Source organism: Sulfurospirillum sp. hDNRA2 (assembly GCF_024206095.2).
Taxonomy (GTDB): Bacteria; Campylobacterota; Campylobacteria; order Campylobacterales; family Sulfurospirillaceae; genus Sulfurospirillum.
In genome coordinates this window covers 1,969,874-1,984,282 of record NZ_CP159800.1, presented here as the reverse complement: position 1 = coordinate 1,984,282, position 14,409 = coordinate 1,969,874, and the positions used below count along the sequence as shown (strand labels likewise).

Sequence of the window (14,409 nt, the reverse complement as noted above, 5' to 3'; positions counted from 1 at the left end):
AAAAGTGAAAGCCTTTTACTGAAAGTAGCTTCTTTTTTTCTTCTTACCTTAAGCTCCGGCAAGTACAATAACAGCCGTAAAAGCACTCTATGTGAGCGTTCATCGACGGTATAAAAAGAGGCCTCTTAGTGATACACGACGACAATCGTTTCCGTAAAATCAAAAACAGTATTTTAACCCGAGTGGTTCTTTTTATTTGCGTTATGATCGTCATCGGGGGAGGCATACGCTACTATTTTTCCTATCATCTCATCCATTCGCATCTGTTTAATATCGTTTCGATTCATCAAGAAGCACTTGCCAAGGAAGCCGCAAAAGAGATCGTGCATGATTTGGACGTTCGAAAGCAGTTTCTCGAAAAAGCGGTTGCAGCTATTCCTTTAACGTTGCTTGACGATCCGGAACATTTGGAAAAGCGGCTTCACGAAATGCATACGTTTAATCCCCTTTTTTCAGCCGCTTTGGTCATTATCGATCCCTCGGGAACACTGATAGCAAAAAGCGGTACGGAATATCAAACGGGTGAGCGCGCTTATGCTCAAGAGGCTTTTTTTAAAAGCGTTCTTAAAGAAGGAAAGCTAATAGAAATACCTTTTGTGAGTCCGCTTTCCAAAAAGGTGATCTTTCCTATGTCGTTACCGATCAAAGACGAGACGGGGAAAATACGTGCTTTTATGACGGGGCTCACGTACTATGAAGGTTCTGATGTGTTCGATCGCGTTTTAAACGGACATATCGGGCAAACGGGTGATTTTTTGCTGATTGATGCAAAACAACAAATGTTTATCGCGGCTAGCGATCATACGCGTATTTTAAAACCCACGCCTGAAAAGGGAAAAAACGTGTTGCACGATAAAGCTTTAGAGGGTTTTAGAGGAAGCGATATGACGATAAACGTCAAGGGCGAAGAAGAGTTGTCTGCCGTCGTTTCGATTCCAAATACGGACTGGTTTGTCGTCTCTCGTATTCAGACTCAAGAGGCGTTTGCTATGGAATCGGACATTCAAAAGACCTTGATTTGGGCTCAGTCGATTAGCCTTATCATTGTTCCCGCGATACTGTTTGCCTTTTTGTTTTTCTTTTTCAAACCTTTACGAACGTCTGCTTCGCTCGCCGATAAAATGTCTTTGGGCGAAGTGCCTCTCACCCCTTTGCCGATCGCACGAATGGACGAAGTCGGGTATTTGACGGCGGCGTTCAATCGTCTGATGTCGATGCTTTTAGCCAGCCAAAAAGAGCTCAAAGAGATTGCCCATTACGACTATCTTACCAAACTTCCCAATCGTCTTTTAATGCTCGATCGACTGGAAAGAGCCCTTTTGCGATGTGCGCGAAACGATACGCGATTAGCGTTACTTTTTATGGATTTGGACGGCTTCAAAGAGATTAACGATACGTTGGGACACGATGCGGGCGATCAGGCCTTGGTGGAAGTCGCAAAACGTTTTTCCGCATTGATACGCAAAAGCGACACGTTAGCGCGAATCGGCGGCGACGAGTTTGTGATTTTACTCTGTGATCTCGATAGCGACGTCGCATCGGCGGAAAATGCCGCCAATTTTGTTGCGACTCAATGCATTGAAGCGTTAAAAACGCCTTTTGTTTTCAAAGGCAATACGAAACTATTAGGCGTTTCGATCGGTATGGCACTCGGCGATAAAGCAAGTACGCTGGATGCGATGATGGTCGAGGCGGATACGAAAATGTACCAAATGAAGAAAAAATCGAGTCTCGATTAACGTCGCAATAAGAAAATATCGGCATCAAAAGGAGCGTACCATGCGCCTAAGAGGGTTTTTTATCGCTTTTGGAATCATCGCTTTTGGATGCGGTTGCACGACAAACCCGACGTTGATAAGCTCGCTTCAAACTCCTTCCTTTAGACCCGAGACTTTTGTTTCAAAGCACGTACCGCTGAAAGCACTCTATCGTCATGACGACTTGAGTGCTAACGAGCCTCTTTGGGTGGTCATAGAAGGTGACGGGCATGCATGGAAAAATGCGTCGACCCCTTCGCTCAATCCTACGCCGCACGATCCTATCGGCTGGAAAATCGCAACGCAAATCCATGCACAAAATATTCTTTACTTGGCACGTCCGTGTCAGTACTTAGACGATGAAGAGCGCACGTCCTGTCGGCTCGGCGATTGGACGGAGGGACGATTTGCTCCAAAATGGGTTGAGGCGATGAACGAGGCGATCGATGCGTTTAAAATGCGCGGCGGCGATCGTGAAATCATTCTTGCAGGGTATTCAGGCGGCGGGACGATGGCGGCATTGATCGCCGCAAGACGAAGCGACGTTAGCATGCTGATCGGCATCGCATCGCCTTTGGATATTCATGCGTGGAGTTCCTACCATCGTGTTTCGCCGCTGACGCAATCGCTGAATCCTAAAAACGAACAAGCTAAACTCTCTTTCATACCTCAAATCTACGTTACGGGAAAAAACGATACGGTCGTACCGCCTTTTTTAATCCGCGATTTTGCGGCGTCGTACGACAATCCTTCTTTCGTGCGTATCATCGAAGTGGAGGCAGACCATACGATGCGTCTGCCTTTGGATCTTGCGGCAATTAGAACGTCATTTTTAAACTCAATTGATGCGCGAGGTAATCCTCTTTAACTTCAAGCGTGTAACCGATGCGCATCGTGTTTTGCGTATCGCGTAAAAACTCGTATGCAAGATCGAGTTGGAGAGCGTCTTTGGGGGCTTGTGCATTTGTCAGGCTAAACGTTGACGCGCTATTGAGAAATCCTGCCGTCGTGGTTGCTTCGTCGGCAAATTCATGCAAGTAACGCAGTCCGACAAGGTAGTTGGCATTTTGAGCATCGCGGTATGCGTATTCGGTACCGACGATACTTTTAAGCGATGAGGCATCGCCGGAGGCTACATGTAAGGCTCCAGAACCTCCTTTTTCATCATAGCTTTGCGTTTGATTGTAGGTATATTGCGCTCCGATCAGAGGCTTAAACCCTCCTTGTAAGGGAAAACCGACTTCCACCAAAGTGCCTAAAGCATAGCCGTTGTAAGAACTTTTTTCGCTTTCGTCAAATCCGGAGTATGCGACGACACGCTTAGCGTTATAATGATTAAACGTTCCGATCAATGCACTGTTTAAGGTATAGGTCGTTTGGTTTTGATTGTAATAGATGCCTACATGAAACGCGTTGATCGTCGTATTGTCGCCTTGGCTATCGTCTCTTCCGTAACTTTTTGCTCCCGTATACCCTCCCGAAAATCCCAAAAGTTCGTTGATAGAGAGTTCACGTTCATACCCGATGGCAACACCCGCCGCATCGATGCGGTATCCGTCGGAACCTTTATAGCTTTTTTGTTTGGCGGTATTGCCTAAAAGCTCCATCCAATAAGTTCCTTCCGTTTCATCTCCCGCGGAGAGTCCGCTTTGCGTCGGTGAGGAGGTTCCGTTCATACGGTGCGTAAATGCTCCGAAAAGGGTATTTTGCGCAACGTTAACCGTTTGTAAAAGGCTATTATTGGTTGCGGGGCTCAGTTGTTTGATAGCACCTTCGATCGCTTCGGACGAAGAGAGCGCATAAAGGCTCGTGAGAAGAGCTGAAGAATCTTGCGTGTCTAAAGCGTTAAGCAACGCTTTGTCGTTTGTACTCATCGTACCGACGAGCGTGGAGTCGTAACGTGACGTTAAGATGAGATCGTTTTCTGTTTGACACAGCGAAAAATTAACAAGAGCCGAAGTATCGAGTATGCCAAGCTTTGAAACATCCGTGCTCAGGGTGCCTGCCGTTAGAATCGTCGATTGTAAGCCGTTGGCGACGCTGCCTACGATGACAGGCTTGATGATAGTACCGTCCGCTAACGTAACCGTACCTGAAAAGCTGAGCATCTCGGCACTCGTTCCGCTTAATCGGGTTTCAAGAATCGCGCCGCTTTGCGTGGTGAGATTTTCAAATCCGCTGATAGTCGTACGCGCACTTAGGGTTTGGGCACTGCCTAAAACCACCGTATCGTTTCCCGTTCCGCCTACGATAGTGCCGTTAATCGTCCCGCCTAAAAGCGAAAGCGTATCGTCGCCGCTTCCCATATCGATCGCCAGTCCGTTTTGTCCGATAATCGTGCCGTAGTTGGTAAGCGTATCGTTACCTGCGCCCATCTGAATTGCCGCACCTGCTGTTGTACTTGAGAGCTCGTCGACTAAAACGGCACTGCTTCCGCCGATAATCACGCCCGTAGCGTTGTTCACAATGACGTCATCGTAATTCCCGACCAAGCCGATCGCCGCTTTGGTTGCTCCTTGAATCGTACCGCTATTGGTAATGGTAGCTACTCCGCCCGTTGCGGTTGACGTTCCTCTGCCTGAACTCATGACGACCGTACCGTTGGCACCGTCGTCGATGAGAATACCGACCGATTCTCCGTAGATCAGAGCCCCTTCGTGATTAACGATCGTTCCGCCGCCTGCCGCGATTCCCTCTGCGCCGTTAGGATTTCCGCTCGAGTCCACACCGCCCGCACCCAATCCTTGAATGATTCCGTAGTTCTCAATCGTAGCAATCCCGTCAATGTCGACGCCGTCGCCGTCTCCGTTATCGGCCGTTGACGTTCCACCGTTGCTTGCCGAGTGATCATAGGCGTTACCCGCTCCCGCATAAGCTCCCGTAATCGTACCGTAGTTGATGACGCTGCCCGTACCGTCGCTTCCCACGCCTGAGCCGTTATTGCCGATAATCGTGCCGCCTTCATAGTTCGTAACGCTGACTTCCGTATCGGCGGTAATACCGTGTCTTGGACCGCTAATCAGTCCGTAGTTGTAAACCGAAACACCCGTACTGTCTTGTACGTCGATGCCGTCTTGGGCTTTGGCTTCATTGGTACACGTACCGGTACATTTGGTGTTGACGGTTCCCGTTGAGATAATCGTCCCGTAGTTGGTAATGCTCATGTTATCTCCGGGGCGAAGCGCATCGTCTCCGTCAGCTCGAATAAGAGCTGAAGTATTGGTCGCAGAGCCGTTGATAATGCTACTACCGCTTGCGGTAATAGAGGTTAAATCCAACGCCTGCCCGCTACCCGCACTCGTTCCTGTTTGCCAAATCGTGCCTTGATTGTTAAGAATAATGCCGGCCGTGCTTTTACCGACTTTAATCACGTCATCGCCAACCGAAGTGATCGTTCCGTAGTTATTAAGCGTTAAAATCGCACCGGAGGTATTATCGTAAATGGCTCTTCCCGTTCCCGTTTGCGCGATTAAGCCGTTATTGCTAATCGTTGCATCGCCTATAATCGTCACGGCAACGCTAGAACCTGAAACCCTTAAAATACCCGTGGACGTCAACGTGCCCGTTTGAGTATCGGTAAGTGTTTTAGCCGAAGTGACGTTGGCGTCGTCGATAGAAAAACTGCTAGCCGAAACCGCTGCGACCAGATTGATTGAAAGCGTAAGTGAGAGTAAAGCGTAGTGACTGTAACGAATCATAAAAGTGCCCCTTTGCGTGATCGAATGATTTTTACCGATAATCCTAAAAAAAGAGTATTACCGTTTCATTACGACAAAGGGGCACGCTAAAAACAATCAATCCTTATGTTCGGGTTGCTTCATAATCATGTAGATAATAAACGCGAACAATGCAATCGTGATGAGCGTAAAGAGCCATGAAAACGTTTTAACGACGACGTAAGCGACGATGAGGATCGAAAGCAGCGTAGGTACTTCGTTGTAGGCGCGAAAAAACTTACCGCTTCGTTGACATGTCTCTTTCTCGAGCGCGACGCGGTAGTACTCAAGCGAAAACGAATAGGCACTTAAAATAAGCGCGACCACGATTTTGGCGTAAATCCATGCTCCCGATTGAAATAAAACGGGATTAACGATCAGCATCGCCGCTCCGCTGAAAATCGTTGCCCAAAATGCCGGAAGACCGATGTACTTGTAGACTTTATACTCTTGAATTTTGACGACTTCGACGAACTCTTTTTTATGAAAATGCTCGACGTGGTAGACAAAAAGGCGCGGTAGGTAAAACAACATCGCCATCCATGACATAAACGACATAACGTGAAACGTTAAAATCCAACTGTAATATTCCATGCGAATGCTCCTTAAAAAACATAAGGACATTATAACAAGAAACGAAGGCTTTTCAGGGATTTTTAACAGCACTCCAGCTCGGCTTGTTCCATCAAAACGATTCCTTTTTCAAAATCGTACTCTTCAAACAACGCCGAAAGATAAAAGACGTGGGAGCAAATATGGTACAAAATATCTTTAGAGTCTTTTTTAGCAAACACGGCTTTATAGTCTTTGGGAATCAATGTTTCAAAACGCACCCATAACTCATTTTTAGCTTCAGGATGCAAAGCAAAAAGCTCATACATCGCATCTAAAACAAACACTGCGTTTTCGTAACAGTCGATGTTGTGAAAACTGACATACCGATCGCGAACTTCTTCGGTCATTTTTTCGCCTTTTTAGCGCACTTTTGCATATTGCGTTCCTTACATGTAAAACGTGAGAAGCTTTTGTATTACTCAAGAAGTGCTACGGCATCATCATAGTCTTCTTGAGTGATATAAAGATTAAGCAGTTTTAAATTGTGCAAGTGTGGTATTAAGAGTGCTTGATAAACGAGCAAGATGTTCTGCTGCGGAAGCGATTTCTTCGACACTTCTAGCATTTGAACTCGAGAGGGTATTTATCGTTTCAATTTTTTTTATCATAACGTTTTGAATACGTTCAACATTTTGTTTGGACTTTGTGGAAACCCTCTCTGTCGCGTTAACACTCTCTTTGAGTAAGGAGACTGCATCTATCGTTTGTGTATTAACGTTGTCTGAAAAGGTGCTGAGTGTTTCGATGCGTTGGGCGTTTTGGTTCATTTCGCCACTGATGTCGCCGATAGATTGAACGATGACATTAATGGTGGCATTGGTCTCAATAAGGCTTTTTTGCGTCCGCTCTGCTAACTTTCGCACTTCATCGGCAACGACCGCAAATCCGCGACCGTGCTCGCCAGCACGTGCGGCTTCAATAGCGGCGTTGAGTGCAAGAAGGTTGGTTTGATCGGCGATATCGCCTATGACATCCAGTACGCTTTTGACTTGTTCTGCATCTTGCGAGAGATGGTTGAGTTTGTCGTTGAGTTGTGCTTCTACTTGTACGGTTATATTGAGGTGTGTCAAGGTTTCTTGAAGAATGCTTTGTGCTTTTAAAAGGCTATTTTGTGCCGATGACGTAACCTCTTTGACGGTTTGAATATCGTTGTTCGTTTGCCCAATCTCATAAGCGATACCTTTCGCTTCATCCGAGGTCTCTTGAACGAGACTTGCCTCTTCTTCCGCACGTTTTCCGATTTGCAAACTCGTACTGGAGAGTTCTTCTGCGACTGAAGCATTTTCGTGGGCATTGTGTTTGGCGGTGATGATGGCGGCGTTGATGTCGCTTAAAAGCAGGTTTTGCATCTGTGCAATGTCATTCATCTCGTCTTTCATTTCTGTTTCAATCGTTACATGTAAAGCTTTTTCACGGCGAATACTCTGGATACCCTCTTTGGTTTTGACAATGGAGCGGTTAATGGATCGGATAATGATGCCGCAAAGCCCAAGCGCAAATAATGATGCAAGTATTAAGATAACTTCGCCCCAAAATTTATTGGTGTCTAAACGCTCAAAATTGACCTTAGTTACCCCTTCTTCCAGTGTATCAGCCTCTTTTAAAATGGCATCAAACAGTACCGCCGCCTCTTTAGTTAAACGCATTAAGGTTGTGTACTCTTCTTTGTTTTCTTGCGCAAAAAGAGGATCATTGACTTTAATGCCATACTTTTTAAGTATGGCGATGCGAGGGGCGTTTAACTCGTACCACTTTTGAGTATCTGTTGAAAGCTTTGAGAGGGTTTCTTGATTGCGCGAAGAAAGAAGAATGGGTTTTAATGCACTGAGTGAATCTAGCGTCGCTTTATAATGTTCATCGAGTCCTATGAGTCTCTCAGGCATGCCTAAAAGTTGAAACCCTCGTAGCTCCATCATACAGCTAGACAAATGGGTTTCGGCTTTTCCGATAAGCGAGAGCCTAATTGACGCCATTTTTCCGTCATTATTTGATTTGATAATTTGATACCCTAAAATGCAAAAAACAGCTATTAACACTGATAGTAATAGCATTAATTTGCTTTTGATTGTTAAAAACATACTTTATCCTATTTTGAGATTTTATTATTTTAGCAAGCCGAGAAAAGAGATATCTTGATTTGTATCAAGAATCCATATTCTTTTAAAAATATTTTTATTTTAAATTAAATAAGTTAAATATTTACTGAAAAATATAAATATTAGTAAAATATTTACGAATTTGATTTGTAGCTTGTTTGGTGTAAATTTTTACTATGAAACAAACACAACAAGATATGGCTCGAATACTTGGAATTACTACGGTTACCCTGCGCAATTGGCGCAAAGAAAAACCAAACTTGTATAAAATTATTATGCAAGGATTTGCGTTTGAAGAAGCGATAGAAGCTACGAAAGAAAATTATGAAAAGTTGGAGTCTTTGAGAGAAAAAGTGCTCAAAAAGTAGTTGTTTTTCTCAATGTTTATACCTACTTGGTGCGAGTTATTTGTCTATCGGTGAGGGTTCGTCGAAAAAGTAGCCTTGAAAGTAGTCGATGCCCAACTCTTTACATGTAAGGTAAATCGGTTCGTTTGCAACGAATTCGGCGACGGTTTTCATGCCGACTTTTTGCGCAAAAGCGATCATCGCTTCGACGACGGCTTTGTGCGTGGCGTCTTTGTGAATATTCTTAATCAGCGAACCGTCGATTTTGACGAAGTCGGCTTTGAGTTTGACGAGGTATTCGAAATTGGAATAGCCCGTTCCGAAGTCATCGATGGCGATTTTGACGCCTTGGCTTTTGAGAAGGCTTAAAAACGAAAGGACTTCGGAGTGGTTTTCGATGCCTTCGCCTTCGGTAATTTCGACGATCAAACGTTCGGCGACACCGAATTCGTACATCTTTTCCAGTAAAAAATCGACCCTGCTTTGATCTAAAATATCGTCAAGCGTGAGGTTGATCGAAAATTCCGTCGGTTTATCGGCAAAAAAAGCAAACGCCTTTTGGATGACGATCTTCGTGATGGCTTCGTAAAGGTTGGCGCGTTTGGCATGGTGCAAAAACAAAAACGGCGAAACAATTTCTGCATTGGGAAGCTTAAGGCGTACCAAGCACTCGACTTTGGGTATTTTACCGCCGACGATACTTTGGGTAAAGACTTCGAAGCGATCTTTCTTTAAAGCGTCGCGGATCGTTTTTTCCCATGCTATTTCGCTTCGAGCCGTGGATTGCGGGTTGCAAAGCGTGGGAGAGGCGGCGTCGTACACCATCAAATCTTTTCCGATGCGTTTAGCTTGCTTGATGGCAAATTCGGCATGCAAAAAGAGATCGTCATAGCCGATAGCAACGCCGATGCGAAGCGGTGCGTAAATTTTTTCGTTCTCGACGTTGATGGGCGAATAGCCAAAATACCACAAACACGATTCGATCGTTTGGATAAACTGCTCTTTTTCGATCTCTTTTCCCGCTAAAATCGCAAATTCGTCGCCGCCGAGATGAAAAACGCCGGCATGTGCGAAGCGTTTTTGGATTCTTTGCGAGATCGTTTTGAGGATTTGGTCGCCCACGGTATAGCCGAACGAGTGGTTGAAGTTCCAAAATCCGTTGACGTTTAAAAGGGCGAGTTTATTGGCGGTCGAGTTGGCAAGCGTATTGATGAAACGCCTGCGATCGGGGAGTTGCGTCAACGGATGGACGCGACCGTAGCGCAATTCGTATCGAATCTCTTTGTTTTGCATCGGTCGTTACTTTTTAGCGTTCGAGCGAAGTCGCGATAAAATCGTCGACACGTTTAGTGTAAATCAACTCTTTTCCCAAAAGCGCGTTAATGTCTTTGTGACTCATCGGTTCTTCCACGAGTGTGACGACGGTTCCTAAAGAAGCGGCTTTTTCCAAAAAGGATTTAGCTTGCGGGCAAGAGTCGTCGCGTTTGGTTGAGCAAACCGCCGCAAAGGGCATCCGTTTCGTTGAGAGTTGATGGTAAGGAGAGAGCGCTTGCCAATACGCGGGATTATCACCGAACGCACGATCGTAGAGGCGCAAGTGTTTCGCGCTCATTAAACTAGGCGTATCGAGCACGGCGCTATCGAGCGAAACGGCAGCTTTAGGCGGCGTAATCGCATAAGTTTTATACAGGGCGTCGCTAGAGGCGAGCATTGCGATGAGATGGGCTCCGGCGGAGTGCCCCATGAGGACGACTTTGTTTTTATCGCCGCCGTATTTTTCGGCATTGGCTTGAAAATAGCCTAAGGCTTTGGCGACGGATTTGAGCTGATCGCTCACAGGCGTCGTCGGAAGCATCGGATAGTTAATCGAAACAAAGAGATAGCCTTTTTGCTCGACCCAATAAGCGACTTTATTTTCGATTACGTTTTGGTAGGTTTTATCTCCGATCATCCACGCGCCGCCGTGTACCATAAAAATCACGGGTAAAGAAGCTAAGGGCGTCGTATGTTGCGGGGCATAGACGTCGAAACGCTCTTTGGGGTGTTTGCCGTAAGCGACGTCGGAAACCAACGTGACATGTGAAGAGATGCGCGCGCCTCTTTCATCTTCTCCCTCCAAATCCGTACGATCGTGTAAAATACCTGCCCAAAGGCTTGCAAACAGCATGCATGCAATGCAGTAGATACGTATCATCTTCGTCTCCTTAGTAAAATGGGGTTAAAAGGCTCGTAAATACGACGGTTCGATCAGCGACGTTTCGCCTTGCGCTTTTGCGGCGTAAAAGAGAAAGTTGGGATTGCGCAAGAGTTCTCTGCCGTAAGCGACCAAATCGCAAAACCCTTCTTCCAAAAGCATTTCGCCTTCTTCGGCACGCGTAATCAATCCGACCGCAATCGTCGGAATCGAGGCTTTCGTGCGAATCTCTTTCGCATAAGCGGCTTGATACAAAGGCGCGAGATTGGGCATTAAAGGTTGGATTTCGTGATTGCCTCCGGCGGAGACGTGGATCATCGAGACGCCGATGGAGGCGAGTTTTTGTGCCAATGCTTCGCTATCGCGAATCGTCCAACCTCCCTGAACCCACTCTTCGGCGGAGAGGCGTACGATCAGCTCTAAGCGCGTCGCTTGAAGAATCGCTTGCGCAATTTCGCAAACCATCGTGCATCGTTTCTCGAAACTTCCGCCGTAAGCGTCGCTTCGCGTATTGCTCAGCGGCGAGAGAAATTCAAAGAGCAAATACCCGTGGGCGGCGTGGAGTTCTACCATATCGTATCCGGCTTTTTCGGCGCGAAGGGCGGCTTGCACGAAACGGGCTTTGATCTCTGCGATTTCATCGAGGCTGAGAGCATGCGGACGTTGAAAGGGGGCGTTGGGGCTAAACACAAGCGCGGAGGGTGCGACGGGAATCGAGACGGCGCACGTACTTTTGCGTCCGGCGTGGGCAAGTTGCACCGCCGCTTTTGCACCGTAAGCATGGCACTGTTTGACCAATGCCGCATGCCCTGAGATATGTGCGTCGTCCCACAATCCCAAATCGTGCATGCTAATACGACCTCTGGGTTCCACCGCGGTCGCTTCGACGATGATAAGACCTACGCCGCCGATGGCACGTGCGGCATAATGGGCGAGATGAAAATCGTTCACGCAAGCGTCGATGTCGGCTTTGTACATGCACATCGGCGGCATAACGACGCGGTTTTTAAGCGTAAGCTCACCTAAACGATACGCACTTAGTAATCGGCTCATAACGACTCCTTGGATAAGATAAGCTCTTTGGCGTTCCAACCGCCGCCCAACGCTTTAAAGAGTTCGGATTGGGCGATGAGAAGGGCTTGCTCGGTAACGACTAACGCAAGCGATCCGCTTAAAACGTTTTTGCGTGCGTCGATGACTTCGAGCGGGTTTGCTACGCCGCGATCAAAGCGTTTTTGCGTGAGGGATAAAACGTTGCGATAGGCGTTTAATTCTTCTTCTTGAAGGGTGTATTGGCGGCGAAGCGTTTGCGTTTTCGCCAAAGCGTCGTACACTTCTTTATAGGCTTTTTTGACGGTTTGTTCGTATCCGACGAGTGCGGTTTGAAGATCGGTTTTGGAGATCGCAACGCGTTGTTCGATACGCCCGAAATCAAAAATAGGAACGCTAAGTCCTGGGGCAAGGCTCCATTTAGTGGCGGAAGAGTGCACGATCGCATCGAGGCTTTCGCTTTGTTGCCCGAGACTTCCGGTTAAGCTAAAACTCGGGAAATAGGCACTTTTTTCAACGCCGATCAACGCATTTTTACCGTGAAGCGTTTGCAACGCTTCGGTAATATCGGGACGGTGTTCTAAAAGCGAAGAGGGAACCCCTTGTGGAATCGTGAGGGCTTTGGGAAGTGCGGGCGATAAGGCATAGGGTTCTTGCATCGCTTTTGGTGAAGCACCGATTAAGATACCAAGCGCGTTTTGTTGTAAAGCGTAACTTTGCTTCAGTGCTTCGTATGTGGCTTGGGCGTTATGCCATTGCGCTAAAGTTTGATGGGCGAGTACGTCGCTGATCGTACCCGCGCGGGATTGTTTGGCGCGAAGATCGTATGCCGCTTGGTAGGATTGCACGGTTTGCTCTAAAATGTCTAAACGCATGCGAAGCGAAACAAGCGTGACGTATGCGCTAAAAACGTCGTGAATCAGCGTATTGCGTACGGTTTCGCGTGCGGCCTTGCTTGCCAAATAACTCGACCAATTTGCCTCGTTTTGAGAAGAAAGTTTGCCCCATAGGTCAATTTCATAGGAGAGAGTAGCATTGAAAGCTTTTTCGTCGTAGCGTGCGCGGTTGTGCTGATAGGTTTCGTCGCTCGTTTTTTGGCGCGAAACGCTTGCGTTAGCATTGACGTTCGGCATTTCGTTTGCTTCGCTTAAGCCCAAGGTTTGACGCGCTTTGAGGACTTTAAGGGCGGAAAGTTTGAGGTCGTCGCTTTGTGTTAAAGCTTGCTCGATCAAGGCGTTTAACGCATCATCGTTGAACGCTTTCCACCAGGTTTTATCGACATGTACGTTTTCTTCGCGTATGTTTTGAGGCTCTTCAATCGCAGGAACGTTGAGTTCGGGTGCTAACGAACAACCGTCGAATAGTATCACGAGGAGCGTGAAACTTAAGGGAACGAAACGCATTAGCGTGCTGCCTCGTTGATAACGCGCTCGATTTTAACGGGCATATCGTTTTTGATGCGGAAAAAATTGTTGACGACGACAAGGTCGCCTTCTTGAAGACCGCTTTCGACGATAGCGTCGTTGCCGCTGTTTTCCGCAACGGTAATAGCGCGTGTGGACGCTTTGCCGTTTTGAACGACAAAAACGCTTGCGCCCAGAGGCGTTTGAAGAACGGCTTTTTGCGGTACTTTAATGACGTTTGTGCGCACCAAACCGATCAGCGAAATTTTTACAAACTGATTGGGAAGCAACTCTTTATGCTCGTTTTTAAAGGTGGCTCTGGCTTTGAGCGAACCGGTTTTGGCATTGAGCGAGTTGTCGAAAAAATCGACCGTGCCGATCTCTTTTAACGGGTGTTCGCCTACCATCAGCGAAGCTTTGATCTTTCCGTCGGCGGGTTTTGCCCACGAGCCGTTTTTGATAGCATATTTTTGACGCATAACGTCGCTATCGGGAATGGAAAATTCGACATGTAAGGGAGCTATTTGCGTGATGTCGACTAAAGGCGTTCCTTCCGTTACCAAAGAGCCTACGTCGATCAATTTAAGTCCCGTCATGCCGCCGATAGGAGCTTTGATCGTCGTACGATCAAGGGCAATCATCGCGTTTTGGAGACTAGCCTCGGCACTTTTAATCGCGGCTTTGGCACTTTCAAAAGCAAAGTAAGCGGCGTCTTTTTCTTGTTCGCTCGAAGCACCCGTTTCAAAAAGCGTTTGAATGCGCTCCCAATCTTTGCGCGTTTTGTGCTCTTGCACGTTTGCGTTTGCGACGTTGGCTTTGGCTTGGTTTAAAGCGGCTTCGTAGGTATCCGATTCAATTTTGTAAAGAACGTCGCCTTCTTTGACAAAATCGCCTTCGTTAAAAAATTTTTTGAGTAAAAGTCCGTTGGCTCTGGCTTTGAGCGTTACGCTTTGAGCACTGATCGTTTTGGCGGGATAGATCAGCGTAATCGCTTCTTCTTGGGGTTTAAAAATACGATAAACGTCTACCAAAGGCGATGCGGCATTGGCATCGGGTGTTTTGGCTTCTTGGGCGATCAGCGGGGCGACGAGGCAAAAAAGAGCGAGAAAAAGTCGTCGACGTAAATCGAAAAACGTCATGAGGAGTCCTTAGTGCGTTTTAAAATATGTGACATATTCTATTATTGTAGCGTAGAGACGGTTAATGAAGCGTAAATTCACTCAAAAAGGGG

At 46.8% G+C, this 14,409-nt stretch carries 12 protein-coding genes; 3 read left to right on the top strand and 9 right to left on the bottom strand.

The annotated features are described in order from the left end of the window. Window positions 1-128: 128 nt before the first annotated feature. Entirely contained in the window at window positions 129-1,739 is a 1,611-nt protein-coding gene (locus NL930_RS09745; RefSeq protein WP_254376560.1) for a sensor domain-containing diguanylate cyclase, read from the top strand. A gap of 40 nt (window positions 1,740-1,779) precedes the next feature. After that, window positions 1,780-2,625: an alpha/beta hydrolase gene (locus tag NL930_RS09740; protein WP_254376559.1), complete on the top strand. Its 846-nt coding sequence runs from the start codon at window positions 1,780-1,782 to the stop codon at window positions 2,623-2,625. On the opposite strand, the gene NL930_RS09735 is transcribed toward NL930_RS09740, so the two are convergent. From NL930_RS09735 to NL930_RS09720, 4 genes are all read right to left on the bottom strand, one after another. Further along, window positions 2,576-5,455 (bottom strand): autotransporter domain-containing protein, encoded by a 2,880-nt coding sequence (locus NL930_RS09735; protein ID WP_254376558.1) that lies wholly within the window; start codon window positions 5,453-5,455, stop codon window positions 2,576-2,578. The genes NL930_RS09740 and NL930_RS09735 overlap by 50 nt on opposite strands. Window positions 5,456-5,551: 96 nt before the next feature. Further along, window positions 5,552-6,067 carry a CopD family protein gene (locus tag NL930_RS09730; protein ID WP_254376557.1) on the bottom strand — a complete coding sequence of 172 codons (516 nt, stop codon included), beginning with the start codon at window positions 6,065-6,067 and terminating at the stop codon, window positions 5,552-5,554. A gap of 62 nt (window positions 6,068-6,129) precedes the next feature. Then, window positions 6,130-6,435: a N(2)-fixation sustaining protein CowN gene (gene cowN, locus NL930_RS09725; RefSeq protein WP_039672386.1), complete on the bottom strand. Its 306-nt coding sequence runs from the start codon at window positions 6,433-6,435 to the stop codon at window positions 6,130-6,132. Between the two features lie 120 nt (window positions 6,436-6,555). Beyond that, a complete protein-coding gene (locus NL930_RS09720; RefSeq protein ID WP_039672387.1) occupies window positions 6,556-8,166 on the bottom strand; it encodes a methyl-accepting chemotaxis protein in 1,611 nt (536 codons plus the stop codon). Between the two features lie 194 nt (window positions 8,167-8,360). Between NL930_RS09720 and NL930_RS09715 the strand changes: the two genes are divergently transcribed. Further along, a complete protein-coding gene (locus NL930_RS09715) occupies window positions 8,361-8,552 on the top strand; it encodes a hypothetical protein (RefSeq protein WP_082006826.1) in 192 nt (63 codons plus the stop codon). A gap of 36 nt (window positions 8,553-8,588) precedes the next feature. Here the strand turns inward: NL930_RS09715 and NL930_RS09710 are convergent, their stop codons facing one another. The 5 genes from NL930_RS09710 to NL930_RS09690 are packed head-to-tail and all read right to left on the bottom strand — an operon-like array spanning window position 8,589 to window position 14,317. Continuing rightward, window positions 8,589-9,824: an EAL domain-containing protein gene (locus NL930_RS09710; RefSeq protein WP_254376556.1), complete on the bottom strand. Its 1,236-nt coding sequence runs from the start codon at window positions 9,822-9,824 to the stop codon at window positions 8,589-8,591. Window positions 9,825-9,837: 13 nt separating this feature from the next. Continuing rightward, window positions 9,838-10,725 carry an alpha/beta hydrolase gene (locus NL930_RS09705; protein WP_039672388.1) on the bottom strand — a complete coding sequence of 296 codons (888 nt, stop codon included), beginning with the start codon at window positions 10,723-10,725 and terminating at the stop codon, window positions 9,838-9,840. A gap of 24 nt (window positions 10,726-10,749) precedes the next feature. Then, a complete protein-coding gene (locus NL930_RS09700; RefSeq protein WP_254376555.1) occupies window positions 10,750-11,778 on the bottom strand; it encodes an NADH:flavin oxidoreductase/NADH oxidase in 1,029 nt (342 codons plus the stop codon). Then, a complete protein-coding gene (locus NL930_RS09695; protein WP_041962016.1) occupies window positions 11,775-13,178 on the bottom strand; it encodes an efflux transporter outer membrane subunit in 1,404 nt (467 codons plus the stop codon). Before NL930_RS09695 ends, NL930_RS09700 begins: the two co-directional genes overlap by 4 nt. Beyond that, window positions 13,178-14,317 (bottom strand): efflux RND transporter periplasmic adaptor subunit, encoded by a 1,140-nt coding sequence (locus NL930_RS09690; RefSeq protein WP_254376554.1) that lies wholly within the window; start codon window positions 14,315-14,317, stop codon window positions 13,178-13,180. Before NL930_RS09690 ends, NL930_RS09695 begins: the two co-directional genes overlap by 1 nt. Between the last annotated feature and the right edge of the window lie 92 nt (window positions 14,318-14,409).

Bases quoted from the DNA above. Each gene is read 5' to 3' on its own strand.
- NL930_RS09740 (WP_254376559.1), top strand. From the start codon at position 1,780: ATGCGCCTAAGAGGGTTTTTTATCGCTTTTGGAATCATCGCTTTTGGA.
- NL930_RS09735 (WP_254376558.1), bottom strand. From the start codon at position 5,455: ATGATTCGTTACAGTCACTACGCTTTACTCTCACTTACGCTTTCAATC.
- NL930_RS09730 (WP_254376557.1), bottom strand. From the start codon at position 6,067: ATGGAATATTACAGTTGGATTTTAACGTTTCACGTTATGTCGTTTATG.
- cowN (WP_039672386.1), bottom strand. From the start codon at position 6,435: ATGACCGAAGAAGTTCGCGATCGGTATGTCAGTTTTCACAACATCGAC.
- NL930_RS09720 (WP_039672387.1), bottom strand. From the start codon at position 8,166: ATGTTTTTAACAATCAAAAGCAAATTAATGCTATTACTATCAGTGTTA.
- NL930_RS09715 (WP_082006826.1), top strand. From the start codon at position 8,361: ATGAAACAAACACAACAAGATATGGCTCGAATACTTGGAATTACTACG.
- NL930_RS09710 (WP_254376556.1), bottom strand. From the start codon at position 9,824: ATGCAAAACAAAGAGATTCGATACGAATTGCGCTACGGTCGCGTCCAT.
- NL930_RS09705 (WP_039672388.1), bottom strand. From the start codon at position 10,725: ATGATACGTATCTACTGCATTGCATGCATGCTGTTTGCAAGCCTTTGG.
- NL930_RS09700 (WP_254376555.1), bottom strand. From the start codon at position 11,778: ATGAGCCGATTACTAAGTGCGTATCGTTTAGGTGAGCTTACGCTTAAA.
- NL930_RS09695 (WP_041962016.1), bottom strand. From the start codon at position 13,178: ATGCGTTTCGTTCCCTTAAGTTTCACGCTCCTCGTGATACTATTCGAC.
- NL930_RS09690 (WP_254376554.1), bottom strand. From the start codon at position 14,317: ATGACGTTTTTCGATTTACGTCGACGACTTTTTCTCGCTCTTTTTTGC.